Origin of the sequence: Xenophilus azovorans DSM 13620, assembly GCF_000745855.1 — a bacterium.
GTDB classification, from domain to species: Bacteria; Pseudomonadota; Gammaproteobacteria; order Burkholderiales; family Burkholderiaceae_C; genus Xenophilus; species Xenophilus azovorans.
In genome coordinates this window covers 38,416-62,155 of sequence record NZ_JQKD01000034.1, presented here as the reverse complement: position 1 = coordinate 62,155, position 23,740 = coordinate 38,416, and the positions used below count along the sequence as shown (strand labels likewise).

General features: G+C 70.7%; 26 protein-coding genes and 1 tRNA gene. 18 read left to right on the top strand and 9 right to left on the bottom strand.

Annotated features, from left to right (window positions below):
• Positions 1 to 13 precede the first annotated feature (13 nt).
• The gene (locus tag Q392_RS18005; protein WP_038210658.1) at positions 14 to 727 is read left to right on the top strand and encodes a DsbC family protein; all 714 of its coding nucleotides are present in this window, start codon (positions 14 to 16) and stop codon (positions 725 to 727) included.
• Positions 727 to 2,544, top strand: a complete 1,818-nt coding sequence (locus Q392_RS18000; protein ID WP_038210657.1) for a M61 family metallopeptidase — start codon at positions 727 to 729, stop codon at positions 2,542 to 2,544. Before Q392_RS18005 ends, Q392_RS18000 begins: the two co-directional genes overlap by 1 nt.
• Here the strand turns inward: Q392_RS18000 and Q392_RS17995 are convergent.
• Positions 2,541 to 3,146 (bottom strand): DUF2325 domain-containing protein, encoded by a 606-nt coding sequence (locus Q392_RS17995; protein ID WP_084217162.1) that lies wholly within the window; start codon positions 3,144 to 3,146, stop codon positions 2,541 to 2,543. The two genes, Q392_RS18000 and Q392_RS17995, sit on opposite strands and share 4 nt — an antisense overlap.
• Positions 3,147 to 3,281: 135 nt before the next feature.
• Between Q392_RS17995 and Q392_RS17990 the strand changes: the two genes are divergently transcribed.
• Positions 3,282 to 4,061, top strand: a complete 780-nt coding sequence (locus tag Q392_RS17990) for an enoyl-CoA hydratase (RefSeq protein WP_038210654.1) — start codon at positions 3,282 to 3,284, stop codon at positions 4,059 to 4,061.
• 24 nt (positions 4,062 to 4,085) lie between these two features.
• Here Q392_RS17990 and Q392_RS17985 read toward each other — a convergent pair whose 3' ends face one another.
• Together Q392_RS17985 and Q392_RS17980 are read right to left on the bottom strand one after the other, a co-directional pair.
• Entirely contained in the window at positions 4,086 to 5,144 is a 1,059-nt protein-coding gene (locus Q392_RS17985) for a hypothetical protein (RefSeq protein WP_038210653.1), read from the bottom strand.
• Complete coding sequence (locus Q392_RS17980) at positions 5,141 to 5,806, bottom strand: sigma-70 family RNA polymerase sigma factor (RefSeq protein ID WP_038210651.1); 666 nt, start codon at positions 5,804 to 5,806, stop codon at positions 5,141 to 5,143. The genes Q392_RS17985 and Q392_RS17980 overlap by 4 nt, the downstream gene beginning before the upstream one ends.
• 135 nt (positions 5,807 to 5,941) lie before the next feature.
• Here Q392_RS17980 and Q392_RS17975 point away from each other — a divergent pair.
• The 3 genes from Q392_RS17975 to Q392_RS34060 all read left to right on the top strand — a co-directional run bounded on the left by Q392_RS17975 (position 5,942) and on the right by Q392_RS34060 (position 7,539).
• Positions 5,942 to 6,018: transfer RNA gene (locus Q392_RS17975), tRNA-Met, on the top strand.
• Between the two features lie 288 nt (positions 6,019 to 6,306).
• Positions 6,307 to 7,206: a glycosyltransferase family 2 protein gene (locus Q392_RS32035; RefSeq protein ID WP_169748313.1), complete on the top strand. Its 900-nt coding sequence runs from the start codon at positions 6,307 to 6,309 to the stop codon at positions 7,204 to 7,206.
• Positions 7,207 to 7,410: 204 nt separating this feature from the next.
• The gene (locus Q392_RS34060; protein ID WP_281173421.1) at positions 7,411 to 7,539 is read left to right on the top strand and encodes a hypothetical protein; all 129 of its coding nucleotides are present in this window, start codon (positions 7,411 to 7,413) and stop codon (positions 7,537 to 7,539) included.
• Between the two features lie 36 nt (positions 7,540 to 7,575).
• On the opposite strand, the gene Q392_RS17965 is transcribed toward Q392_RS34060, so the two are convergent.
• Positions 7,576 to 7,827: a hypothetical protein gene (locus Q392_RS17965; RefSeq protein WP_038210649.1), complete on the bottom strand. Its 252-nt coding sequence runs from the start codon at positions 7,825 to 7,827 to the stop codon at positions 7,576 to 7,578.
• Positions 7,828 to 8,015: 188 nt separating this feature from the next.
• The gene (locus tag Q392_RS17960; protein WP_038210648.1) at positions 8,016 to 8,369 is read right to left on the bottom strand and encodes an HU family DNA-binding protein; all 354 of its coding nucleotides are present in this window, start codon (positions 8,367 to 8,369) and stop codon (positions 8,016 to 8,018) included.
• A gap of 166 nt (positions 8,370 to 8,535) precedes the next feature.
• On the opposite strand from Q392_RS17960, the gene Q392_RS17955 reads away from it, so the two are divergent.
• The 4 genes from Q392_RS17955 to Q392_RS17940 all read left to right on the top strand — a co-directional run bounded on the left by Q392_RS17955 (position 8,536) and on the right by Q392_RS17940 (position 12,764).
• The gene (locus Q392_RS17955) at positions 8,536 to 9,243 is read left to right on the top strand and encodes a response regulator transcription factor (RefSeq protein WP_038210688.1); all 708 of its coding nucleotides are present in this window, start codon (positions 8,536 to 8,538) and stop codon (positions 9,241 to 9,243) included.
• Positions 9,240 to 10,595 carry a sensor histidine kinase gene (locus tag Q392_RS17950; protein WP_038210647.1) on the top strand — a complete coding sequence of 452 codons (1,356 nt, stop codon included), beginning with the start codon at positions 9,240 to 9,242 and terminating at the stop codon, positions 10,593 to 10,595. The genes Q392_RS17955 and Q392_RS17950 overlap by 4 nt, the downstream gene beginning before the upstream one ends.
• A 128-nt stretch (positions 10,596 to 10,723) precedes the next feature.
• Positions 10,724 to 11,209, top strand: a complete 486-nt coding sequence (locus Q392_RS17945; protein WP_038210646.1) for a tripartite tricarboxylate transporter TctB family protein — start codon at positions 10,724 to 10,726, stop codon at positions 11,207 to 11,209.
• A gap of 43 nt (positions 11,210 to 11,252) precedes the next feature.
• Positions 11,253 to 12,764: a tripartite tricarboxylate transporter permease gene (locus tag Q392_RS17940; RefSeq protein ID WP_038210645.1), complete on the top strand. Its 1,512-nt coding sequence runs from the start codon at positions 11,253 to 11,255 to the stop codon at positions 12,762 to 12,764.
• A gap of 62 nt (positions 12,765 to 12,826) precedes the next feature.
• Here Q392_RS17940 and Q392_RS17935 read toward each other — a convergent pair whose 3' ends face one another.
• The 3 genes from Q392_RS17935 to ruvB all read right to left on the bottom strand — a co-directional run bounded on the left by Q392_RS17935 (position 12,827) and on the right by ruvB (position 15,807).
• A complete protein-coding gene (locus Q392_RS17935) occupies positions 12,827 to 13,693 on the bottom strand; it encodes a UDP-2,3-diacylglucosamine diphosphatase (RefSeq protein WP_051953664.1) in 867 nt (288 codons plus the stop codon).
• 82 nt (positions 13,694 to 13,775) lie between these two features.
• Positions 13,776 to 14,717 (bottom strand): CDF family Co(II)/Ni(II) efflux transporter DmeF, encoded by a 942-nt coding sequence (gene dmeF / locus Q392_RS17930; protein WP_038210685.1) that lies wholly within the window; start codon positions 14,715 to 14,717, stop codon positions 13,776 to 13,778.
• Positions 14,718 to 14,742: 25 nt separating this feature from the next.
• Entirely contained in the window at positions 14,743 to 15,807 is a 1,065-nt protein-coding gene (gene ruvB, locus Q392_RS17925; protein ID WP_038210683.1) for a Holliday junction branch migration DNA helicase RuvB, read from the bottom strand.
• Positions 15,808 to 15,984: 177 nt separating this feature from the next.
• Here ruvB and Q392_RS17920 point away from each other — a divergent pair, with 177 nt between their 5' ends.
• The 7 genes from Q392_RS17920 (at position 15,985) to Q392_RS17890 (ending at position 22,154) form a co-directional block, all read left to right on the top strand.
• Entirely contained in the window at positions 15,985 to 16,605 is a 621-nt protein-coding gene (locus Q392_RS17920) for a CDP-alcohol phosphatidyltransferase family protein (protein WP_038210644.1), read from the top strand.
• 19 nt (positions 16,606 to 16,624) lie between these two features.
• Positions 16,625 to 18,391: a bifunctional alpha/beta hydrolase/class I SAM-dependent methyltransferase gene (locus Q392_RS17915; protein WP_038210682.1), complete on the top strand. Its 1,767-nt coding sequence runs from the start codon at positions 16,625 to 16,627 to the stop codon at positions 18,389 to 18,391.
• The gene (locus tag Q392_RS17910; RefSeq protein ID WP_038210643.1) at positions 18,388 to 19,716 is read left to right on the top strand and encodes a phosphatase PAP2/dual specificity phosphatase family protein; all 1,329 of its coding nucleotides are present in this window, start codon (positions 18,388 to 18,390) and stop codon (positions 19,714 to 19,716) included. The genes Q392_RS17915 and Q392_RS17910 overlap by 4 nt, the downstream gene beginning before the upstream one ends.
• Positions 19,713 to 20,153, top strand: coding sequence for a hypothetical protein (locus Q392_RS17905; protein WP_038210642.1), 441 nt, complete (start codon positions 19,713 to 19,715; stop codon positions 20,151 to 20,153). Before Q392_RS17910 ends, Q392_RS17905 begins: the two co-directional genes overlap by 4 nt.
• Positions 20,150 to 20,848, top strand: coding sequence for a lysophospholipid acyltransferase family protein (locus tag Q392_RS17900; protein WP_084217160.1), 699 nt, complete (start codon positions 20,150 to 20,152; stop codon positions 20,846 to 20,848). The genes Q392_RS17905 and Q392_RS17900 overlap by 4 nt, the downstream gene beginning before the upstream one ends.
• Complete coding sequence (locus Q392_RS17895; protein WP_038210641.1) at positions 20,845 to 21,780, top strand: phosphatidate cytidylyltransferase; 936 nt, start codon at positions 20,845 to 20,847, stop codon at positions 21,778 to 21,780. Before Q392_RS17900 ends, Q392_RS17895 begins: the two co-directional genes overlap by 4 nt.
• Before the next feature lie 164 nt (positions 21,781 to 21,944).
• Positions 21,945 to 22,154 carry a hypothetical protein gene (locus Q392_RS17890; RefSeq protein ID WP_038210640.1) on the top strand — a complete coding sequence of 70 codons (210 nt, stop codon included), beginning with the start codon at positions 21,945 to 21,947 and terminating at the stop codon, positions 22,152 to 22,154.
• A 21-nt stretch (positions 22,155 to 22,175) separates the two neighbouring features.
• Here Q392_RS17890 and ruvA read toward each other — a convergent pair whose 3' ends face one another.
• Entirely contained in the window at positions 22,176 to 22,757 is a 582-nt protein-coding gene (gene ruvA, locus Q392_RS17885) for a Holliday junction branch migration protein RuvA (RefSeq protein WP_038210639.1), read from the bottom strand.
• A gap of 41 nt (positions 22,758 to 22,798) precedes the next feature.
• On the opposite strand from ruvA, the gene Q392_RS17880 reads away from it, so the two are divergent.
• Positions 22,799 to 23,737 (top strand): PhoH family protein, encoded by a 939-nt coding sequence (locus Q392_RS17880; protein WP_038210637.1) that lies wholly within the window; start codon positions 22,799 to 22,801, stop codon positions 23,735 to 23,737.
• The last annotated feature ends 3 nt before the right edge of the window (positions 23,738 to 23,740 follow it).

Below are 23,740 nucleotides of genomic sequence, written 5' to 3'. Positions count from 1 at the left end.
CGAACCCCGCACCATGAAGCTTCCGAACTGCCGTGCCGCCGCGCTGGCCGCCGCTCTCCTCGCCGCCACCGCCGCCCATGCCGGCGAGGCCGAGATCCGCAAGAACCTGGGCGCGATCCCGCAGCTCGGCCAGATCGACGAGGTGCGCAAGTCGCCCATGCCCGGCGTGTGGGAGGTGCGCACCGGCTTCGACATCTACTACACCGACGAGCAGGGCAGCTACGTGATGCAGGGCCACCTGATCGACGTCAAGGCGAGGAAGAACCTCACCGAGGAGCGCATCGAGAAGCTCAGCGCCGTCGCCTTCGACCAGCTCCCGCTGAAGGACGCCTTCAAGATCGTGCGCGGCAACGGCAAGCGCAAGCTGGCCGTCTTCGAGGACCCGAACTGCGGCTACTGCAAGCATTTCGAGAAGGAGCTGCGCAACGTCGACAACGTGACGGTGCACCTGTTCCTCTATCCGGTGCTGGGGCCGGACTCGGCCGTCAAGTCGCGCGACATCTGGTGCGCCAAGGACAAGGCCAAGACCTGGACCAGCTGGATGATCGACGGCACCCGGCCGCCCACCGCCGAGTGCGACGTCGGCGCGCTGCAGCGCAACGTGGCCTTCGGCCGCAAGTACAACATCACCGGCACGCCGACGCTGATCTTCGAGGACGGCTCGCGCACGCCGGGCGCCATTCCCGCGGCCCAGGTCGAGACGATGCTGAAGCAGGCCAGCCGCTGATGGCCCGCCGCGCCGCCGCCGCGCCGGCCCGCCCCGCCCTGCGCTACCGGGTGCGCTGCGCCGACCTGCACGCGCACCTGTTCGAGGTCGAGCTGCAGATCGACGCGCCCGCCGCGCAGCAGCGCGTGACGCTGCCGGTGTGGATCCCCGGCAGCTACCTGGTGCGCGAGTTCGCGCGCCAGCTCTCGGACCTGACGGCCACGCAGGGCCGCCGCGGCGTGCCGGTGGTGCAGCAGGACAAGGCCACCTGGCAGATCGACTGCCGCGCCGGCGAGCCGCTGGTGCTGCGCTACCGGGTCTGCGCCTACGACCACTCGGTGCGCACCGCCTGGCTCGACGCGCAGCGCGGCTTCTTCAACGGCACCAGCCTGTGCCTGCGCGTGGAAGGCCAGGCCGATGCGCCCTGCACGCTGCAGATCGACGCACCCGCCGGCACCGCCGATCGCTGGCGATGCGCCACCGCACTGCGCCCGGTCAAGGTGGACCGGCAGGGCTTCGGCGTCTACCGCGCCGACGACTACGACGAGATCGCCGACAGCCCGGTGGAACTGGGCCCCTTCTGGAGCGCGGAATTCGACGTGCTCGGCGTGCCGCACCGCTTCGTCGTGGCCGGTGCCGCCGCCGGCTTCGACGGCGAGCGGCTCATTGCCGACACGAAGACCATCTGCGAGGCGCAGATGCGCTTCTGGCACGGCGCCAAGGCCCGCGCCGGCGCCCGCGACGCCGCCGCGCGGCCGCCGCACGACCGCTATGTCTTCATGCTCAACGCCGTGGGCGACAGCTACGGCGGGCTGGAGCACCGCCACAGCACGGCGCTGATCTGCAACCGCACCGACCTGCCCCAGCGTGGCGCGGCGAAGCAGGCGGAGGGCTACACCACGCTGCTGGGCCTGATCAGCCACGAGTACTTCCACACCTGGAACGTCAAGCGCCTGCGGCCGGCGGAGTTCGCACGCTACGACTACGGCCAGGAGAACTACACCCGGCTGCTGTGGTTCTTCGAGGGCTTCACCAGCTACTACGACGACCTGCTGCTGCGCCGCGCCGGCCTGCTCGACGACGCCACCTACCTGAAGCTGCTCACGCGCACCGCCAACCAGGTGCTGCAGACGCCGGGGCGCCACGCGCAGTCGGTGGCCGAGGCCAGCTTCGACGCCTGGATCAAGTACTACCGGCCCGACGAGCAGATGCCCAACGCCACGGTGAGCTACTACACCAAGGGCGCGCTGGTGGCGCTGTGCCTGGACCTGACGCTGCGCAGCGAGGGCCACGCCACGCTCGACGACGTGATGCGCCTGCTGTGGCAGCGCAGCGGCGGCGGCCCGGTGGACGAGGCGCAGATCGCCGCCGCCTTCGAGGCCGTGGGCGGACGCAGCTTCGCGCCCGAGTTCCGCCGCTGGGTGCACGGCACCGGCGAACTGCCGCTGGCCGGGCTGCTGGCCGCGCACGGCGTGGCGGCGCTCGACGAGCCGGCGCAGCGCGCGCAGGCGCTGGGCCTGCGGGTGGAGGAGAAGAACGGCAGCGTGACCGTCAAGGTCGTGCTGCGCGGCGGCGCGGCCGAGAAGGCGGGCTTCTCGGCGAACGACGAATGGCTGGGCATCGAGTTGCCCGCCGGCCGGGGCGGCCGCACGGCCGAGGCCTGGCGCATCAGCCGGCTCGACGACCTGCCGCTGTACCTGGGCGACGCGAAGAAGTGCACCGCCCTCGTCGCCCGCGACCGGCGCCTGCTGCGCCTGCCGCTGGCGATCCCGCCGGCGCAGACCACGCTGCGCCTGGCCCCGCGGGATGCGGCGCTGCTGCACGGCTGGCTGGGCTAGGGGCCCGGCGCCACCCCCTCCTGCGCGCGGCGCACGAACTGCACCGGCTGCTCGGCCGCGCCCACCATCACGCACGGCTTGCCGGTGCGGCGGCAGTGATCCTGCACGCGCCACCAGTTCCCGTGGCTGACGCAGCCGGTCTGGCAGATCACCAGGTCGGCCTCGCGCAGGCTGGCCTCGAAGGCGGCTTCGTCGGCCTGCTCCAGCACGTCGGGCGCGTGCTGCAGGAAGCGGCCGCCCGCGATCTCCACCAGTTGGCGCGCCAGCCCCGCCGCCTCGCCTTCGGGGCCGATGCACAGCACCGCCTTCTCGCGCAAGTCCGACGGCACCACGGACGCCGCCGCCGGCACGGCGCGGCGCCAGCGGCCGGGCGCCAGCAGGCCCAGCACGCGCTGCGGCAGCGTCAGGCCGCGGGCGGCGGCGCGCGCAGCCACCTCCTCGCGCGCCAGGGCCACGGCCGAATCGCGCTGCACCAGCGCGCCGCGCAGCCGGACCAACTGCGACTCCAGCTCGGCGATGCGCGCGGCCTGCTCGGCCACCAGGCGCGAGCAGCGCTCCTGCACCCGGGCGTAGGCCCGCAGCAGCACGGTGTGTTCCTGCATCGTCGGCTCCATGTCGGCGGCATTCTATTTGCGAACCATTCTCAAGTAGAGCACCAAACACGCGCTGCCGGGCTGGGTATAGTGACCCGGCCCGAGGATCCATCCTTCCCCCTTCATTCCCTCCCCGGAGACAGCATGAGCTACGAGAACATCGAGGTGCGCACCGAGGCCGGCAAGGTCGGCGTCATCACCCTGAACCGCCCCAAGGCGCTGAACGCCCTGAACGACGCGCTGATGACCGAGCTGGGCGCCGCGCTCAAGGCCTTCGACGCCGACGAGGCCATCGGCTGCATGATCCTCACCGGCAGCGAGCGCGCCTTCGCCGCTGGCGCCGACATCGGCCTGATGGCCAAGTACAGCTTCACCGACGTCTACAAGGGCGACTACATCACCCGCAACTGGGAGACCATCCGCAGCATCCGCAAGCCGGTGATCGCCGCCGTGAGCGGCTTCGCGCTGGGCGGCGGCTGCGAGCTGGCGATGATGTGCGACTTCATCATCGCCGCCGACAACGCGAGGTTCGGCCAGCCGGAGATCAAGCTGGGCGTGATCCCCGGCGCCGGTGGCACCCAGCGCCTGCCGCGCGCCGTGGGCAAGGCCAAGGCGATGGACATGGCCCTCACGGGCCGCATGATGGATGCCGCCGAGGCTGAAGCAGCAGGCTTGGTCAGCCGCGTGGTGCCCTACGACAAGCTGATGGACGAGGCGCTGGGCGCCGCGCTCACCATCGCAGACTTCTCGCAGATCGCGGTGATGGCGGCCAAGGAGTCGGTCAACCGCGCCTTCGAGGGCACGCTGTCGGACGGCGTGATGTTCGAGCGGCGCCTGTTCCACGCCCTCTTCGCCACGCAGGACCAGAAGGAAGGCATGGACGCCTTCATGAACAAGCGCAAGGCGGAGTTCAAGAACCACTGACGCGGCCCCGCCGGCGCGGCCCGCTCAGGGGCCCGCGGCGAAGCGGCGCTCCAGCTCGGCGCGCAAGGCGTCGAGCACGGATGCCGGCGGCTCGGCCGCCGTGGCGGCCGCGCCGCCTTCGCGCCAGCGCACCTGCCTCCCTCCCACCTCCAGCGCCGCGAGGGCGCCGCCACCGGCCTCCAGGACGATCTGCCAGCGGCTGCCATCCTCAGGCACGGCCGCCGGCAGGCCGGACGGCACGGCCGCCTCGATCAGACCGGCGAGTTCGCCGGCCTCGGCCCGCGTCAGCCGCCGCGTGCGGCCGTCCGGCGCCACGATGCGCAGGTGCGTCCAGCCGCGCCAGGCGCCGGCCGGGACGCCGGCTGTCTCCTGTGCCCTTCGCTGCATCTGCGGAGCGGCTGCAAGCCCCGGGGCGGCTGCGCCGGCCGCTGCCGCCGGCGCGGGCGGTGCCGGGCGGGGAGCGGCAGCGGATGGCGCGGCCGGCTGGACGCGCGATGCGTCGGCGGCCGCTGCATGCTCTTCTTCCGCAGGCGCGCCGGCGTCGGCCGAAGGCGCGCGCCGGGCGGATTCCTGCATTTCGCGGCGCTCCTGCACAGCCGCCTTGGATTCGGCAGCGCGTTCGCGCCGGACGCGATCGGGGGACGCCGAAGGTGGCGGGACGGGCTCGGCCGCGGGTGCCGGCGGCGGCGTCGCGGGCATCGCCGGCGCGGGTGCTGGAGCGACTTCGACGCGCGGCGTCGCAGGCGCCGGGGCCGGCGCGTCCAGCCGTGCATCGGGCACCGGTTCACCCTGCCACATCACCGTGACGAACATCGCGACCAGCACCGTTGCGAAAGCGGCGTTCCACGGCATGCGGCTGCCGCCGGCCGACGGCCGCAGCCTGCGCCACCAGGGCGTTCGCGCCGCAGCGGCCGGGGCCACGGGGGAAGACGACGCCGCGACATTGCGAGCGGCCTTCAGGATCGCCTCGCGCGTGGCCGGATGCGGCGCCGCGTCGGCGTCGGGCGCATGGTCGAGCATGCGGCGCAGGCGCGCGTCGGGGGCCATGCTGCCGTCTTCGTCGTCGCGGAACGTGTCGCTCATGCCCGCTGCTCCAGCGCCGCCAGGTAGCGCGCCATGCAGCCGCGCAGCTTCTGCAGCGCGTAGCGCAGCCGGCTCTTGACCGTCTCGAAGCCCAGGTCGAGCTGCGCGGCCAGGGCCTGCACGCTCAACCCGTCCTCGTGGTGCAGCAGGAAGGCCGCGCGCTGTTCGGGCGGCAGTTCGTCCAGGCAGGCCAGCAGGCGCCGGCCGGCGGCGCGCCAGAAAGCCAGTTCCTCCGCCGAGGGATGCGAGGCATCGGCTGCGCCATCGGCGGCGTGCATGCCGCGCTCCAGCGAAGGCAGCGTCGGCATGTCCTCGTCGTCGGGATGGCCGCCGGTGTCCAGCGCCACCTCGCGGCCGCTGACGCGCAGGCGGTCCATCGCCAGGTTGTGCGCGATGGTGAAGGCCCAGGTGCGCCAGCTCGCGCCCTGCGGCGAGAAGGAACTGCGCGCGGAGACGATGCGCAGCCACGTGTCCTGGAACACCTCGTCGGCCTGCGAGGCCAGCCGCGCGCCCAGCAGGCGCTTCACGAAGCGGAACAGCGCGCCTTCGTGGCGTGCGTAGAGCACCTCGAACGCCGCCGCATCGCCGCCGGCATAGGCCAGCATCAACTGGTCGTCGGCCATGGCGTGGCGCTGCGCGTCGACGGGCGAGGGAGCGAGCATCGGGGGATTGTCACCGCCTCTTGTACGGCGCAGGCCCGCGCGAGGGGTTGGCGAAAAGGCAGCCGGCGGGGAAGAGACGGTGCTGCGGCGGGCCCTTGGCAGGGCTCGTCCGACTGTGGCTATAATTTCGGGCTCGGCGCTTTAGCTCAGTCGGTTAGAGCGATGGAATCATAATCCACAGGTCCGCGGTTCGAGTCCGTGAAGCGCCACCACATACAGCCCTTGCGGCTACTGGCCCCGCTGCTACAAACACTGTAGCGCGGGGCTTTGTCTTTGGCGACAGCTTTCGCTGATGTAGCGGCGGATGCAAGAGGATTCGGGGAACGGGGGCCGGACGCGCTCCATCAGGAATAAGAGCCAGATCATCCGGTTCGGGGCAGCTGAGCGCTGCAAGTGCGATCGAGACCTGCTTCGCAGATCTTTTTTCTTCATTCTCCTGCCCGCTGCTATCGGGATCGCGCACACTACGCCTCCCTTGGTCTCCCGATAGGCCTCCTGCCGTGATTGGATACGCTGGCGCACCACTCGCCACCATTGCCATCTGCACCCATGATCGATCGGAAGACATCAGGCAATGCCTGGCCGCGATCGCATTGCAAGCGCAGGCCGTCGGTTTCGCCATCCTGGTGGTGGACAGCGGGTCCAGCCCCGGCCACGCGGCCGCGCTGCGAGCCATCACGACCGAGTTCGATGCTCTGCTGGTTCGGTGCGATGAACCCGGTATATCGCTCGCGCGGAATACAGCTGCGGCGCATGCCCAGGGACAATGGGTGGTCTACATCGATGATGACATCCGGGCCTTGCCGGATTGGGCTGCCGCGCTGGCGCAGTGCCTGCAGGCTGCACCCGACGATGTAGCGATGATCGGCGGCCTGATCCGGCCGCGCTGGCCTGCAGGTGCCAGTCCTGAGCGCGTCGGCCGGCGCTGGATGCTGCTGCTCTCGTGCACCGAGCGCGAGGGCTCCGGACCGGTGCCGGGCTTCGACATCTGCGGCGGCAATCTGGCCGTGCGGCGAGCGGCGCTGCAGGCTGTCGGCGGCTTTCCTTCGACGTTGGGCCGGGTGGGCAAGCGGCTGATCAGCGGCGAGGAATCGTTCCTGATCGAACGGCTGGCACAGCAGGGCCTGAAGACGCGCTATGACGATCGCTTCGGCGTCGAGCACTGCATTCCTGCGCAGCGGCTGACTGTGCGCTGGGCCACGCGGCGGGCGTATTGGGAGGGCGTCTCGCGTGTGCTCATCCACAAGGAACTCGGTCGGTCGCTGCCGCGGACGATGCGCCCGCTGAAGCTGGCGGCAAGCGTGCCCGTTCTGCTGGCGTTTGCGCCGTTCAGTTCCGAGTCTGCCATCCGCTGCAGCATGGCATGGGGCGGTCTCGTGGGACAGGTCAGGATGCGCTGAATGCCGCACATGCGCCCAACAACATCGCGCACAGGCACCACAGCATCGCGCCAGCATCTGCGCGCAACACGGTCCACAAGCATGTCACGGTCGACGCACGGCGCCTGAAATCCTACGGGGCGCAAGCCCGGCGCCTACGCCGGCCAAGAGGCACGCTGGATACCTTGGGGTTGAAGCAATCCGCTTCACTCACAGGAGATCCTCATGACGACCCCTCAAGCGCCGAACCAACAGAATCCCAACCCGCAGAACCCCGACCAGCAGCAGCAGAATCCGGGCAAGCCGGGACAGCAGCAACCGGGACAGGGACAGCAGCCCGGCCAGCGAGGCTGACCAAGGCGCTCCGCACGCCGCCTCCGGGCGGCCTTTTCATTCCAAGGCCGCGAAGCCGGACGGCGGCCGGTGGAGGTATTCGTGGATCCACCACCGCGCCTTCTCGGCGATCACCGTGCGGACAGCGTCGCCTTCCTGCTCGTTGAGCATGATAGACAGGCGGCACATCACCTTGCCGTCACGCCGCAACTCCGCGATGTGCTGATCGCCTTCGCGGATCATGTCCATCGTCCAATCCTCGGGGGCCAGAGGCGCCTCGTGCGGCGCTCCAGGGCGATCCAGTTTCATTTCGTGCTCTCCAGCGATCGAGAGTACGCCGAACTTCGCCGCAAAAGGGAAGTTCTTTACGCTTTCTGTGTGTCTTAGGACATAGCCATGCGCCGGGCGGCACCTTGCAGAGTGTCATCGAGCGCCGGAGCCACCAACAAGAATGGCCCCGAAGGGCCATCTCGAAGGATCGGCAGGTGCCGTGCTTCTTACTTCTTCGCGCCCTTCTTCGCGGCCGGCTTCTTCGCCGGCTTGGCGGCGGCCTTCTCGGCCTTGCGCTTGGCGGCCTTCGGATCGACGGCCGCCTTGAAGGCTGCGCCCGGCACGAACTTCGGCACCTTCTGGGCGGCGATCTTGATCTTCTCGCCGGCCTGCGGGTTGAAGCCGGTGCGCGCGGCGCGAGCCACCTGCTTGAAGGTGCCGAAACCGACCAGCGACACGCTGTCGCCCTTCTTCACGGCGCCGACGATGGTGCTGGTCACCGTCTCCAGAATGCGGCCGGCCTCGGCCTTGGACACGCCGTGCGCGGCGACGATCTTTTCGATGAACTCGATACGATTCAAAACTGCTCCTTGAGATACGAAATCGCCCGCGGGGATTTGCCCGCGGGCGGGTTCGCAGTGTAGACGCCGCGCGAGGCTCGACAATTTGGCCATGGCCCCGAGCACCGACAGCATGCAGACGCACCCCTCATCCGCACAGCCGGCGGCCGGCGCGACGGGCACCGCCATGTGGCGCTGCCTGGTGGTCGAGGACGACGCCGACAACGCACGCTACATCGCCGACGGCTTCCGCGGCCTGGGGCATGTGGCCGTGATCTGCCGCGAAGGGCCGGAGGCGCTGGCGCGTGCCAGCGCCGAGGCCTGGGACCTGATCATCCTCGACCGCATGCTGCCCGGCGGCGTGGACGGGCTGGGCATCCTGGCCGCGCTGCGCGCCATGGGCAGACGCACCCCGGTGCTGGTGCTCAGCGCCCTGAGCGCGCTGGACGAGCGCGTGCGCGGCCTCAAGGCCGGCGGCGACGACTACCTGGCCAAGCCCTTCGCCTTCTCGGAACTGGCCGCGCGCGCCGAGGCGCTGGTGCGCCGCTCGCGCCCCGGCCCGGAGATCCGCGTCGTCGAGGTGGCCGACCTGCGCCTGGACCTGGGCAGCCGCAAGGCCGAGCGCGGCGGGCGGCCCATCGCGCTGCAGCCGCGCGAGTTCCGGCTGCTGGCCTTCCTGGCGCTGCATGCGGGCCAGGTGCTCACCCGCACCATGCTGCTCGAGGCCGTGTGGGACTACCAGTTCGACCCGCAGACCAACGTCATCGACGTGCAGGTCAGCCGCCTGCGCGCCAAGCTGGACGCGGGTGGTGGCCCCTCGCTGATCCACACCGTGCGCGGCGTGGGCTACCGGCTCGCGGCGCCGGCATCCGGCGACGGCGCCGCGCAGACATGAACGCGCTGCGCCGGCTGTGGCGCTCGGCCGGCTTCCGGCTGGCCGCGCACTACGCGCTGCTGGTGGGCATCACCATGCTGGCGGCGCTGGCCATCATCTACCTGCAGACGGTGGGCGTGCTGCACCAACGCATGGCGCGGCAGGTGAGCACCACCGCGCAGCAGCTCGCGACGCTGCTGGAGCGCGAAGGCGCCGACGCCGTGGTGCGCGAGATCGAGCGCACGCTGGCCGACGGCCGCAGCACCGACCAGGAGATGCTGCTGCTCGTGGACGCGCAGGGCCGCCGCCTGGCGGGCAACCTCGACACCCTGCCGGCGCCCGGCGCCGACGGCCAGCGGCAGGTGCTGCGCAAGGGCCGCAGCGTGCGCGCCTGGCTGGTGGTGCGTCCGGTGGCCCAGGGCCACGTGCTGGTGGTGGGCAGCGACCTGAGCGACCAGCAGGCGCTGGAGGAACTGATCGTCAGCGCCAGCGCCGCCGCGGCCTTCGTGGCCATGCTGCTGCTGGCCGGCGGCGTGTTCGTGTTCCGCCAGGAGCTGGAGCGCAGCGTGGGCGCGGTGCGGCGCACGGCCGCGCGCATCGCGCTGGGCGACCTGCGCCATCGCGTCCCGCTGTCGGAAGACGACGACGAGTTCGCACTGCTGGAGCAGGACGTCAACACCATGCTGGACCGCATCCAGTCGCTGATGGATGGCGTGCGCCACGTCTCGGACACCATCGCCCACGAGCTGCGCACGCCGCTCACGCGCATCCTCGCGCGCCTGCGCGCGGCGGACGACGACGGCGCCGACGCCGGGCAGCGCCGGGCGGCGATCCGGACCGCCATCGCCGAGCTGGAGGACCTGAACCGCGTGTTCGGCAAGCTGCTGCAGATCGCCGAGGCCGAGGCCGGCGCGCAGCGCGGCCGCTTCGGCGCGGTGGCGCTGCACACCATCGCCGACGACGTGGTGGAGCTCTACGGCGCCGTGGCCGAGGCGCAGGGCGCCACGGTGCTGCGCGAGCCGTGCGAGGCGCTGCAGGTGCGGGGCGACCGCGAGCTGCTGGCCGGCGTGGCGGCCAACCTGCTGGACAACGCGCTCAAGTACGGCGGCCCCACCTGCACCGTGCGCGTGGGCACCGAGGCCCGGGACGGCTGGGGCCTGCTGACGGTGCAGGACGACGGCCCGGGTGTGCCGGAAGCGGACCGCACACGCATCGGCACGCGCTTCGTGCGCCTGCGCCCCCAGGTGGGCGGCCACGGCCTGGGCCTGGCCGGCGTGCAGGCGGTGGTGGCGCTGCACGGCGGGCGCGTGCACTACGAGGACGCGCAGCCCGGCCTGCGCGTGCGCGTGGAACTGCCGGCCGCCGGCACCTGAGCACCGGGCGGCGCCCCGCACATTGCCGAACGGCAATGGTCCGGTCATGCACGCCGTCGCGCGCCTTTCCTACGATCGCCTGCGCCCTTTTTTTTTCATCTCCGGGGCGATCCACAGGAGACCAGTCAGTGAACATCAAGAGTCAGCGGGACTTCTTCGCGGGAGTCCTTTTCTGCGCTTTCGGCGTGGCCTTCGCCTGGGGTGCCACGACCTACACGGTCGGCACCGGGGCGCGCATGGGCCCCGGCTACTTCCCGATGATCGTGGGGGTGCTGATCGCCATCATGGGCGTCGCCATCACGCTCAAGGCGCTGGTCGTCGAGACCGAGGACGGCGAACCGGTCGGCAAGATCGCCTGGCGCCCCCTGATCTTCATCATCGGTGCCAACCTGCTGTTCGGCCTGCTGCTGGGCGGCCTGCCCAGCATCGGCCTGCCGCCGATGGGGCTGATCGTGGCGATTTACGCCCTCACCTTCGTCGCCAGCCTGGCCGGCGAACGCTTCAACGCCAAGGCCACGGCCATCCTGGCCACCATCCTGGCCGTCGGCAGCTACCTGGCCTTCGTGGTCGCGCTGAAGCTGCAGTTCCCCGTGTGGCCGACCTTCATCGCCTGAACGGCGCCTACGACAACCGAGACATACAGAACCGAACGGCCCCATGGACCTTCTCAGCAATCTCGCGACCGGCTTCGGCGTCGCGTTCACCTTCCAGAACCTGGCGTACGCCTTCGTCGGCTGCCTGCTGGGCACGCTGATCGGCGTGCTGCCCGGCATCGGCCCGGTGGCCACCATCGCCATGCTGCTGCCGGCCACCTACGCGCTGCCGCCGGTGTCGGCCCTGATCATGCTCGCCGGCATCTACTACGGCGCTCAGTACGGCGGCTCCACCACCGCCATCCTGGTCAACCTGCCGGGCGAGTCGTCGTCGGTGGTGACCTTGATCGACGGCTACCAGATGGCCAGGCAGGGCCGGGCCGGGCCGGCGCTGGCCGCGGCGGGCCTGGGCTCCTTCTTCGCCGGCTGCGTGGGCACCATCATCCTGGCCGCCTTCGCGCCGCCGCTGACCGAGCTGGCCTTCAAGTTCGGCCCCGCCGAATACTTCAGCCTGATGGTGCTGGGCCTGATCGGCGCCGTGGTGCTGGCCTCCGGCTCGCTGCTCAAGGCCATCACGATGATCCTGCTGGGCCTGGCCCTGGGGCTGGTGGGCACCGACGTCAACTCGGGCGTGGCGCGCTATTCCTTCGACATTCCCGAACTGACCGACGGCATCGGCTTCATCGCCATCGCGATGGGCGTGTTCGGTTACGGCGAGATCATCGGCAACCTGTCCGTGCCGGAGGAGCACCGCGAGGTGTTCACCGCCAAGGTCAAGGGCCTGTGGCCGACCAAGGAAGACTTCAAGCGCATGACGCCCGCCGTGCTGCGCGGCACCGCGCTCGGCTGCTGCCTGGGCATCCTGCCGGGCGGCGGCGCGCTGCTGTCGTCCTTCGCCTCCTACACGCTCGAGAAGCGCAGCCGCCTGAAGCCGGGCGAGGTGCCCTTCGGCCAGGGCAACATCCGCGGCGTGGCCGGCCCCGAGTCGGCCAACAACGCCGGCGCGCAGACTTCCTTCATCCCGCTGCTCACCCTGGGCATCCCGCCCAACCCGGTGATGGCGCTGATGGTCGGCGCCATGACCATCCACAACATCCAGCCCGGCCCGCAAGTGATGAGCAGCAACCCCGAACTCTTCTGGGGCCTGATCGCGTCCATGTGGATCGGCAACCTGATGCTGATCATCCTGAACCTGCCGATGATCGGCCTGTGGATCCGGCTGCTGACCATCCCCTACAAGTGGCTGTTCCCCGCCATCGTGCTGTTCTGCGCCGTCGGCGTGTACTCCGAGAACAACAACACCTTCGACGTGTGGATGGTGGCGATCTTCGGCATCGTGGGCTACGCGTTCCTCAAGCTCAAGTGCGAGCCGGCGCCGCTGCTGCTGGGCTTCATCCTCGGGCCGATGATGGAGGAGAACCTGCGCCGCGCCCTGCTGCTCTCGCGCGGCGACTGGTCGGTGCTGGTGACGCGGCCGATCTCGCTCGGCCTGATCATCGCCTCGGCGGCGCTGCTGACGATCGTGCTGCTGCCGTCGGTGAAGGCCAAGCGCGAGGAGGCCTTCGTCGAGGAGTAGCGTAGCCCCGGCCCGTCGGGGCCCTGGCGACGCAACGGCACCCTGGCGGTGCCGTTCGCGTTTCAGGCGCCCTGGCTCGCCGCCTGCTGCGGCAGCCCGGCGCGCATGCGCTGCGCCCAGTCGATGATCTCCAGCCGGCCGTCGGCATGCTCGGCCAGCGCCGTGAGGCTCTCGACCCAGTCGCCGTCGTTGCAGTAGAGGATGCCGTCGATCTCGCGCATCTCGGCGTGGTGGATGTGCCCGCACACCACGCCCTGCACGCCGCGCTTGTGCGCCTCGCGCGCCACGGCGGCCTCGAAGTCGCCCACGTAGCTCACGGCGCGCTTGACCTTGCCCTTGAGGTACTTCGACAGCGACCAGTACGGCAGTCCCATGCGCGCGCGCAGCGAGTTCAGGTGCCGGTTGAGCTTGAGCGTGAACTCGTAGAGCGAATCGCCCACGTAGGCCAGCCACTTGGCGCACTGGATGACGCCATCGAACAGGTCGCCGTGCATCACCCACAGCTTGCGACCGTCGGCGGTCTCGTGGATCCACTCCTCGGCCACGTCGATGCCGCCGAAGTTGTGGTGCAGGTACTTGCGCGCGAACTCGTCGTGGTTGCCCGGCACGAAGACCACGCGGGTGCCCTTGCGCGCCTTGCGCAGCAGCTTCTGGATGACGTCGTTGTGCGCCTGCGGCCAGTACCAGTGCCGCTTGAGCTGCCAGCCGTCGATGATGTCGCCGACCAGGAACAGCGTGTCGCTCTCGGTGTGCTTCAGGAAGTCGAGCAGCGCATGGGCCTGGCAGCCCGGCGTGCCCAGATGCAGGTCGGAGATCCACAGCGTGCGGTAGCGCTGCGGCGGACGCGCGTCCCCGCCCTCGTCGCCGGTGTCGAGCAGCCGGGCCGCGTTGTCGCGCCAGGCGCGCAGGAAAGCGTCGTCGCGTTGCATGGCCCCGCAGCATCGCGCGGGCCGGTGACCCGGGTGTGTCGATGCGATGACGGGCGCGTGACACGGCGGCGGCCCGCCGCGCTCAGCCGCAGCGCTGGATCTCCACGGTCGAGTGGCGGATCTCCTCGTGCATGGCGAAGGTGGCGCGCACCTCGTCGGCCGTGAGCACGGTTGAATGCGTGACGACGGTGACGGCGCAGGCATAGGCCTCGCGGCCCACGCGCCAGACGTGCAGGTCGGCCACGCGCGTCTCGGAATCGGCCAGGCCCGCCTCGATGCCCTGGCGGATCTCGTCGGTGACCGGATGATCCATCTCGCGGTCCAGCAGCACCTTGCCGGTTTCCGCCAGCAGGCCCTTGGCCCACCACGCCACCAGCGCGGCGCCCACCAGGCCCATCGCCGGGTCGAGCCAGCGCCAGCCGAAGAACCAGCCGCCCAGCAGGGCTGCGATGGCGAGCACCGAGGTCGCCGCGTCGGCGACGACGTGCAGGTAGGCCGAGCGCAGGTTGAGGTCATGGCCGTGATGCGCGTGGCCGTCGTGGTGATGATCGTGGCCGTGGTGATGAGCGTGATGCCCGGCCAGCAGCCGCGCGCTCAGCAGGTTGACCAGCAGCCCCAGCACGGCGACGGCCGCCGCCTCGCGGTAGTGGATGGGCTGCGGCGACCACAGCCGCTCCAGCGAGCCCGCCACCATGAGCACGGCCACGCCGACCAGGAACAGCGCGCTGCTGTAGCCGGCCAGCACCTCGATCTTCCAGGTGCCGAAGGCGAAGCGCGAGTCCTTCGCGTAGCGGCGCGCGGCCGCATAGGCGAAGGCGCTCAGGCCGATGGCCACGGCGTGCGAACTCATGTGCCAGCCGTCGGCCAGCAGCGCCATCGAGTTGAACCACCAGCCGGCCGCGATCTCCGCCACCATCGCCACGGCGGTGATCCACATCACCAGGCGCGTGCTGCGCTCCGCGGAAGCGTTGCCGGTGTCGAACTGGTGGCTGTGCTGCCAGGGGCCGAGGTCGTGCGTGTGCATGGCCGCCATTGTGGCGGCCGGGACCTCAGGCGCCGAACAAGTCCGCGTCGCCGACGCGGCCGCTGGGCGCGGCCACGCCCAGGTGCCGGTAGGCCGCCAGCGTGGCGATGCGACCGCGCGGCGTGCGCTGCAGGTAGCCCTGCTGGATCAGGTAGGGCTCGATCACGTCCTCGATGGTGCCGGCCTCCTCGCCGATGCTGGCGGCGATGTTGTCCAGGCCCACCGGGCCGCCGTCGAAGCGGTGGATCACCGCCTCCAGCAGCTTGCGGTCCATCAGGTCGAAGCCCTGCGGGTCGACGTCGAGCATGGCCAGCGCGCGGTGCGCGATGTCCTGCGTGATGCGGCCGTCGCCCTTGACGTCGGCGAAGTCGCGCACGCGGCGCAGCAGGCGGTTGGCGATGCGCGGCGTGCCGCGCGAGCGGCGGGCGATCTCGAAGGCACCGTCGGCGTCGGTCGGCGCGTTGAGCAGGCCGGCGCTTCGGGTGACGATGCGGGCCAGCTCCTCGGCGGTGTAGAACTCCAGCCGCGCCACGATGCCGAAGCGGTCGCGCAGCGGGTTGGTCAGCATGCCGGCGCGGGTGGTGGCGCCGACCAGGGTGAAGGGCTGCAGGTCCAGCTTGATGCTGCGCGCGGCCGGGCCCTCGCCGATCATGATGTCGATCTGGTAATCCTCCAGCGCCGGGTAGAGGATTTCCTCGACCACCGGCGAGAGACGGTGGATCTCGTCGATGAAGAGCACGTCGTGCGCTTCGAGGTTGGTCAGCAGCGCGGCCAGGTCCTTGGGCTTTTCGAGCACGGGGCCGCTGGTCTGGCGCAGGTTGACGCCGAGTTCGGCGGCGACGATGTGCGAGAGCGTGGTCTTGCCCAGGCCCGGCGGGCCGAACAGCAGCACGTGGTCGAGCGGCTCGCGGCGCTTGCGGGCGGCGCCGATGAAGATTTCCAGCTGCTCGCGCACCTTGGCCTGGCCCACGTACTCGTCGAGCAGCTTGGGGCGCAGGGCGCGCTCGATGGCTTCCTCGTTGGGCGAAGCCGGCGCGGCGGACACCACGCGAGGCGGGGCCGGAGCGAAGTCGTCGGTCTGGATGGACATGGCGCGGTGCGAAGCGCCGGATTGTAGGTGGGCGTCGCCGGACAGGCCGCGCGGGTGCACCAGGCGATACCGCCTGCCGGAAGCGGCAATACTTGGCAGGGCATGGGCGGGGGCGCCCGGGCCGATAGGCAGAATCCCGCCCGTCGCCCTTCCGCGCGCCCGCCGCGCCCATCCATCTTGTCGATCTACCAGCTCAAACCCCGCTTCCAGGCTCTGCTGCGGCCGCTGGTGCGCCGCCTGGCCACTGCCGGCGTCACGGCCAACCAGGTCACCGTGGCCGCCTGCGCGATCTCCGTGGCGCTGGGCCTTTGGCTCTTCTTCGCCGAGCCGAGCCCCGACGCCTTCGCCATGGTGCCGCTGTGGATGTTCCTTCGCATGGCCTTCAACGCGGTGGACGGCATGCTCGCGCGCGAGCACGGCCAGCAAAGCCGCCTGGGCGCCTTCCTCAACGAACTGACGGACGTGCTGTCCGACGCGGCGCTGTACCTGCCCTTCGCCACGTACTTCGCGGCGCTGTCGCCCCACGGCGGTTTCTGGGTCGGCGCGGTGATCGTGCTGGCCGGTCTGTCCGAGTTCGCCGGCGCCCTGGGGCCGAGCGTGGGCGCCAGCCGCCGCTACGACGGCCCGATGGGCAAGAGCGACCGCGCCTTCGTCTTTGGCGCGCTCGGGCTGTACATCGCCCTGGGCGGGCCGCTGCCGGACTGGACGGCCGCGCTGATGCCGCTGGTGGCCGCCCTGGTGGGCTGGACGACGGTTCGCCGCGTGCGCGCCGCATTGGCCGAGGCGGCGCCGCGCTGATCCGACGATGAACCACACCATGACCTCCTCTTCTTCCCGCACGGCCGACGAGCTGCACTTCCGCACGCACGACGGCGAATCGCTGTTCTACCGGCACTGGCCGGCCGCCGGCCCCGCGCGCCGCGGCGCGGTGGTGCTGTTCCACCGCGGCCACGAGCACGGCGCGCGCATGGCGCACCTGGTGGACGAGCTGGACCTGCCGGACTTCGACTTCTTCGCCTGGGACGCCCGCGGCCACGGCCGCTCGCCGGGCCAGCGCGGATACAGCCCGAGCTTCGCGCACTCGGCGCGCGACGTGCAGACCTTCATCGAGCACATCGGCACGCAGCACGGCATCGCCGAAGAAGACATCCATGTCGTGGCGCAGAGCGTGGGCGCGGTGCTGGTCTCGACCTGGGCGCACGACTACGCGCCGAAGGTGCGCGGCCTCACCCTCGCCTCCCCCGCCTTCAAGGTCAAGCTGTACGTGCCCTTCGCACGGCCCGGCCTGGCGCTGATGCACAAGCTGCGGGGCCTGTTCTTCGTCAACAGCTACGTGAAGGCGAAGTTCCTCACGCACGACCCCGAGCGCATCGCCAGCTACGACAGCGATCCGCTGATCACCCGGCCGATCGCCGTCAACATCCTGCTCGACCTGTACGAGACGGCCGAGCGCGTGGTGCAGGACGCCAACGCCATCGTGCTGCCGACGCAGTTGCTCATCTCCGGCGCCGACTGGGTGGTGCACCACAAGCCGCAGCACGCCTTCTTCGAGCGCCTGGGCAGCCGCGTCAAGGAGAAGATCGAACTGCCCGGCTTCTTCCACGACACCCTGGGCGAGCGCGACCGCGCGCCGGCGGTGCAGTCGGTACGCGCCTTCATCCTGAAGCTGTTCGACACGCCGCCCGAACCGGTCGACCTGCGCGAGGCGGACAAGGCCGGCGCCACCGCCGACGAGTCGCGCGCGCTGGCCGAGCCGCTCGCACCGCTGTCGCCGCGCGGCGCGTACTGGACGTTCACGCGGGCCGGGCTGAAGCTCGGCGGCAAGCTCTCGCGCGGCATCGCGCTGGGGCACGAGACGGGCTTCGACTCAGGCAGCACGCTGGACTACGTCTACCGCAACGAGGCCGCCGGCGCGCCGCTGGTCGGCAAGCTGGTCGACCGCACGTACCTCGACTCCATCGGCTGGCGCGGCATCCGCCAGCGCAAGCTGCACGTGGAGGAGCTGCTGCGCGAGGCGATGGAGCGCCTGGCCGCCGCCCAGCGCGAGGTGCGGGTGATGGACATCGCCGCCGGCCACGGCCGCTACGTGCTCGACGCGGTGGCCGCCAGCCCGGTGAAGGCGCAGTCCATCCTGCTGCGCGACTACAGCGACATCAACGTGCGCGACGGCCAGCATCTGATCGCCGAGCGCGGCCTGCAGGACCGCGCGCAGTTCGTGCAGGCCGATGCCTTCGACCGCGTCAGCCTGGCCAGCGTGATGCCGCGCCCCACGCTGGCGGTGGTCTCGGGCCTGTACGAGCTGTTCCCCGACAACGAGATGGTGCGCCGCTCGCTGGCCGGCGTCGGCGACGCGGTGGAGGACGGCGGCTGGCTGGTCTACACCGGCCAGCCCTGGCACCCGCAGCTCGAGATGATCGCCCGCGCCCTCACCAGCCATCGCCAGGGCCAGGCCTGGGTGATGCGCCGGCGCACGCAGGCCGAGATGGACCAGCTCGTGGAAGAAGCGGGCTTCCGCAAGGTCGCGCAGCGGGTGGACGAGTGGGGCATCTTCACCGTCTCGCTGGCGCAGCGCGTGGAGCGATGACGCGCCCTGCCCCGCCGCGCCCCTGGAAGCGCGCCGCCGCGTGGCTGGCGCTGCTCGGGCCGCTGTTCTACCTGAGCTACGGCCTGGCGAACTGGTGGGCCGGCACGCGGGCGCAGGTGCCCTCGGTCGTGTTCGAGTGGGAGCGCGGCATGCCCTTCTGGGCGTGGACGATCTTTCCCTACTGGTCGATCAATGCCTTCTACGCGCTCTCGCTCTTCCTTGGCCGCACCAAACACCTGGTGGACCGGCACGCGGCACGGCTGCTGACGGCGCAGGCGCTGGCCGTCACCTGCTTCGTGCTGTGGCCGCTCGCCTTCAGCTTCGGCCAGCCCGCGGTGAGCGGCGCCCCGGCCTTCCTGTTCGAGGCGCTGCGCGGCTTCGACAGGCCCTTCAACCAGGCGCCCTCGCTGCACATCGCGCTGGCCGTGATCCTGTGGGACTGGTACCGGCGGCTGATCACCGCCCGCTGGGCGCGCGCCGTGCTGCATCTGTGGGCGCTGGCCATCTGCGGCTCGGTGCTGACGACCTGGCAGCACCATTTCATCGACATCCCGACCGGCGCCCTGCTCGGCCTCGTGTGCGTGTGGCTGTGGCCGCTGGAGCGCCGCGTGGCGCTGCCGCGCGCCTGGCGGCTGGCGCGCGATCCGCAGCGCTGGAAGCTGGCCGCCGCCTATGCGCTCGGCGCGGTCGCCTGTCTGGCGCTGGGCCTGTACGGCGGCGGAGCCGCCTTGTGGCTGGGCTGGCCCGCCGCCTCGCTGATGCTGGTGGCGCTCAACTACGCCGGCTTCGGCGCACGCGGCTTCGCCATGGACGCACGGGGACGCATGCACTGGTCGGCGCGCTGGCTGTTCGCGCCCTACCGCCTCGGCGCGGCCGTCAACGCCTGGGCCTGGACGCGCCGGCTGCCGCCCAGCGCGGAGGTGGTGCCGGGCGTGCGGCTGGGCCGCCTGCCCTCGCGGGCCGAGTGGGAAGCGGCCGGCCGGCCGCGCCTGCTGAGCCTGTGCGCCGAACTGCAGCTGCCCCCCGTGCCGCACGCACGCTGCGTGCCGATGCTGGATCTGGCGATGCCCTCGCCGGCGCAGTTGCGCCGCGCCGTTGCCGTGCTGGAAGGCCAGCGCCGCGGCGGCCCGGTCTGGGTCTGCTGTGCGCTGGGCTTCTCGCGCAGCGCCGCCACGTTGGTCGGCTGGCTGCGACGGCATGGCACGACGGCCGACCTGGCCGGCGCGGAAGCCGCCGTGCGGCAGGTACGCCCGCAGATCGTGCTGCGTCCCGCCTGGCGCGACATGCTGGGCTCGGCGTGGACCGGGAAGGGCCCCGCATCATGAGCCTGGACACGCAGGACCGCGCCGATTGCGCCGCGCTCGCCGCGCTGCTGGCCGGCCAGGACACGCTGGCCCGGTGGAGCCTGTGGCTCTCGGCCCTGGCGCTGGCCGCGCTGTGCTTCGTTCCCGCTCCGGGGGCGGCCGCCCTGCTTCTGTCGGCCGCGGCGCTGCTGGGCCTGCCGGAGCGCTACCTGGCCTTCCGGCTGCGCCTGGACCAGCGGCTCTTCGACGCCCTGGCCGCCGGTCGCATCGCGGACCTCGCGGCGCTGGACCGCTCGCTCGCGCACATCGGCCTGCGCACCGCGCCCGAAGGCGGAACGCGGCCCCTGGCCGACCGCCTGCGCGGCACGCGCCGGCTGGTGCGCGGGCATGCGAGCATCGTGGCCGTGCAAAGTCTCGTCTTCCTCGCCGCCATCGCGGCCCGCCTCGCCTTCCCATGACCGACGCCTTCACCTCCGACGCCCCGCCGCCGCGCGAGTTGCTGCGCCGGGCCGGCACCTTCGCCGCCGCGCGCCTGATCGTCTTCATCGCCAAGCTGCTGACCGGCGTGCGCGCCGTCTGGAGCGGCTCCGCGCCGGTGGCCGACCAGACCCTGTACTTCGCCAACCACTCCAGCCACGGCGACTTCGTGCTGCTGTGGGCCACGCTGCCGCCCGACCTGCGCTCCCTCACACGCCCCGTCGCCGGGCAGGACTACTGGCTGGCATCGAAGGCGCGGCGCTTCATCGGGCAGGACGTGTTCAACGCGCTGATGATCCGCCGCGACGGCAGCGGCGACGGCCCCAACCCGGTCGACCAGATGGTGCAGGCGCTGCAGTCGGGCGACTCGCTGATCATGTTCCCGGAGGGCACGCGCAACACCGGCGAGGAGGTGATGCTGCCGCTCAAGAGCGGGCTGTTCCACATCGCCCGCGCCTGCCCGCAGGTGCGGCTGGTGCCGGTGTGGATCGAGAACCTCAAGCGCGTGCTGCCCAAGGGCCAGCTCATCCCGGTGCCGCTGGCCTGCTCGGTGCGTTACGGCGCGCCCATCGCGCTGGCCGAGGGCGAGGACAAGGCCGCCTTCCTGGCGCGGGCGCAGCAGGCGATGCTGGACCTGCGGCCCGAGCACGACAAGGAGGAGGCGAGCGCATCATGAGCCCCACCCTGCACCTGTTCGCCGGCGTGGCCGGCGTGCTGATCCTGGCCTCCGCCGTTGGCGCGCTGCTCAAGTGGCGCGTCGCGCACGGCGCCCCGCACGCGGTCATCGACAACCTCAACGCCCGCGTCAATACCTGGTGGGTGATGGTGGCGGTGATCGGCCTGGCCTTCGCCTTCGGCAAGGGCGGCGTGATCGTGCTGTTCTACCTGATCTCGTTCTACGCGCTGCGTGAGTTCATGAGCCTGACCTACACGCGGCGCGGCGACCACCTGGCGATGGCGGCGGCCTTCTACATCGCGCTGCCGGTGCAGTACTTCCTCGTCTGGATCGAGTGGTACGGCATGTTCGCCATCTTCATCCCGGTGGAGGTGTTCCTGATTCTGCCCATCCTCTCGGCACTGGGCGGCGACACCAAGCGCTTCCTGGAACGCACGTCGAAAGTGCAGTGGGGCCTGATGGTGTGCGTGTTCTGCATCAGCCACGTTCCGGCGCTGCTGACGCTGCACATCCCCGGCTTCGAGGGCGGCAACCTGCTGCTCATCGCCTTCCTCGTCATCGTGGTGCAGGGCAGCGACGTTCTGCAGTACGTGTGGGGCAAGCTCCTCGGGCGGCGCAAGGTGGCGCCGGAGCTGTCGCCCTCCAAGACCTGGGAAGGCCTGGTCGGCGGCGTGGCCAGCGCCACGCTGCTGGGCGCGGCCCTGTGGTGGGCGACGCCCTTCACGCCGTGGCAGGCAGCGCTCATGGCCTTCATGATCTGCGTCATGGGCTTCTTCGGCGGGCTGGTGATGTCCGCCATCAAGCGCGACCGCGGCGTCAAGGACTGGGGCACCATGATCGAGGGTCACGGCGGCATGCTCGACCGGCTGGACTCGGTGATCTTCGCCGCGCCCATCTACTTCCACGCGCTGCGCTACTGGTGGGTACCTTGATGCGCGCGGTACTGATGCATCGCCGCCACATCGCCACCTGTTTTTCGTGATAGACCGCACGGCTTAGCCGGCCTGTGGGAGGCCGGGCCTTCAACATGGCCCATGGTCGACCGTTCTGACGCATATTGGGCGACATCGGACCCATTGGCAGGAGGTCGACGACCATGAACACCTTGCTCGATACCCGGCACTTCCAGCTGCGCTTCCGCTCGCTGTTCAACGAAGGGCGCGGCTACGCCTTCCCCTGCGACGCCAGCGGCGAGGTGGACCTGGACGCGCTCAGCGAACAGTCGCGACACAACTACCTGTATGCACGCGCCATGATGGGCCGCGAGGTGGCCCACCCCGTAGTGGAGCCCTGCCTGCCGCATTGAAGAAGGTGAAGGCCCGATGGCCTACTTCGCCAGCGCCTTGAGCGCCAGCTTGATCCCTTCGCTCACGCCCACGTCCTTGGGCAGGGCCTTGAGGGCGGCCGCCGCCTCCTTGTCGCTGTAGCCCAGCGCCAGCAGCGCCTGCAGGATGTCGGCCTGCGCATCACTGGCCGGCTGCGCCAGTCCGGCAGCCTGGCCCAGGGTGTCGCCCAGTTTCCCCTTGAGTTCGAGCAGCAGCCGTTCGGCGGTCTTCTTTCCGATGCCCGGAATCTTGACCAGCCGCCCCGGCTCCTGCAGCGACACGGCCTGCGCCAGCTCGTTCACGCTCATGCCCGACAACACCCCCAGCGCGGTGCGCGGCCCGACGCCGGAGATCTTGATGAGCTGGCGAAACGCCGCCCGCTCGGCGGCGGTGCCGAAGCCGTAGAGCACCTGCGCATCCTCGCGCACCACGAAATGCGTGAGCAGCGACACTTTCTCGCCCACCGGCGGCAGGTTGTAGAAGGTGCCCATCGGCACGTCGACCTCGTAGCCCACGCCGTGGCAGTCGATCACCACCTGGGGCGGGTTGCGTTCGGCAAGGATGCCGGTGAGTTTGCCTATCATCAACGGTCCAGGCCGCGCTGCGGCCCCATTCCAAGAAACGCGTGATTCTCCGCCACAGCTTCACCCCCCCGAACAACACCCGCCTGGCCCATCTGTGCGGCCCGATGGACACCCACCTGCGCCAGATCGAGGACGCGCTGGAGGTGAAAGTCAGCCACCGCAACGAGGCCTTCAAGGTCGAGGGTCCCAAGGCGAAGGCCACGCGCGCGATGGAAACCTTGCAGGCGTTGTACGAGATCGCGCAGCGGCCCATCGACGCCACGCTGGTCCAGCTCACGCTGGCCGGTGACGGCACCCTGGCAGAAGACGAGGACGGCGTGAAGCTGCTGAGCACGCGCCGCACCGACCTGCGCGCCCGCACGCCCAATCAGAGCGTCTACCTCGACAACATCGCCGGCCACGACATCACCTTCGGCATCGGCCCCGCCGGCACCGGCAAGACCTACCTCGCCGTGGCCTGCGCGGTGGATGCGCTGGAACGCAGCGCGGTGCAGCGCATCGTGCTCACCCGCCCCGCGGTGGAAGCCGGCGAGCGCCTGGGCTTCCTGCCCGGCGACCTGACACAGAAGGTGGACCCGTACCTGCGGCCCCTGTACGACGCGCTGTACGACCTGATGGGCTTCGAGAAGGTGAACAAGGCCTTCGAGCGCAACGCGCTGGAGATCGCGCCGCTGGCCTTCATGCGCGGGCGCACGCTGAACAACGCCTTCGTGATCCTCGACGAGGCGCAGAACACCACGCCCGAGCAGATGAAGATGTTCCTCACGCGCATCGGCTTCGGCAGCAAGTGCGTGGTGACCGGCGACGTGAGCCAGATCGACCTGCCCAAGCAGCAGACCAGCGGCCTGATCGACGCGGAGCGGGTGCTCAAGCGCGTGGCCGGGCTGGCCTTCACGCATTTCAACAGCGGCGACGTGGTGCGGCACCCGCTGGTGGCGCGCATCGTCGACGCCTACGACAAGAGCGGCAAGCGGGCCTGAGCG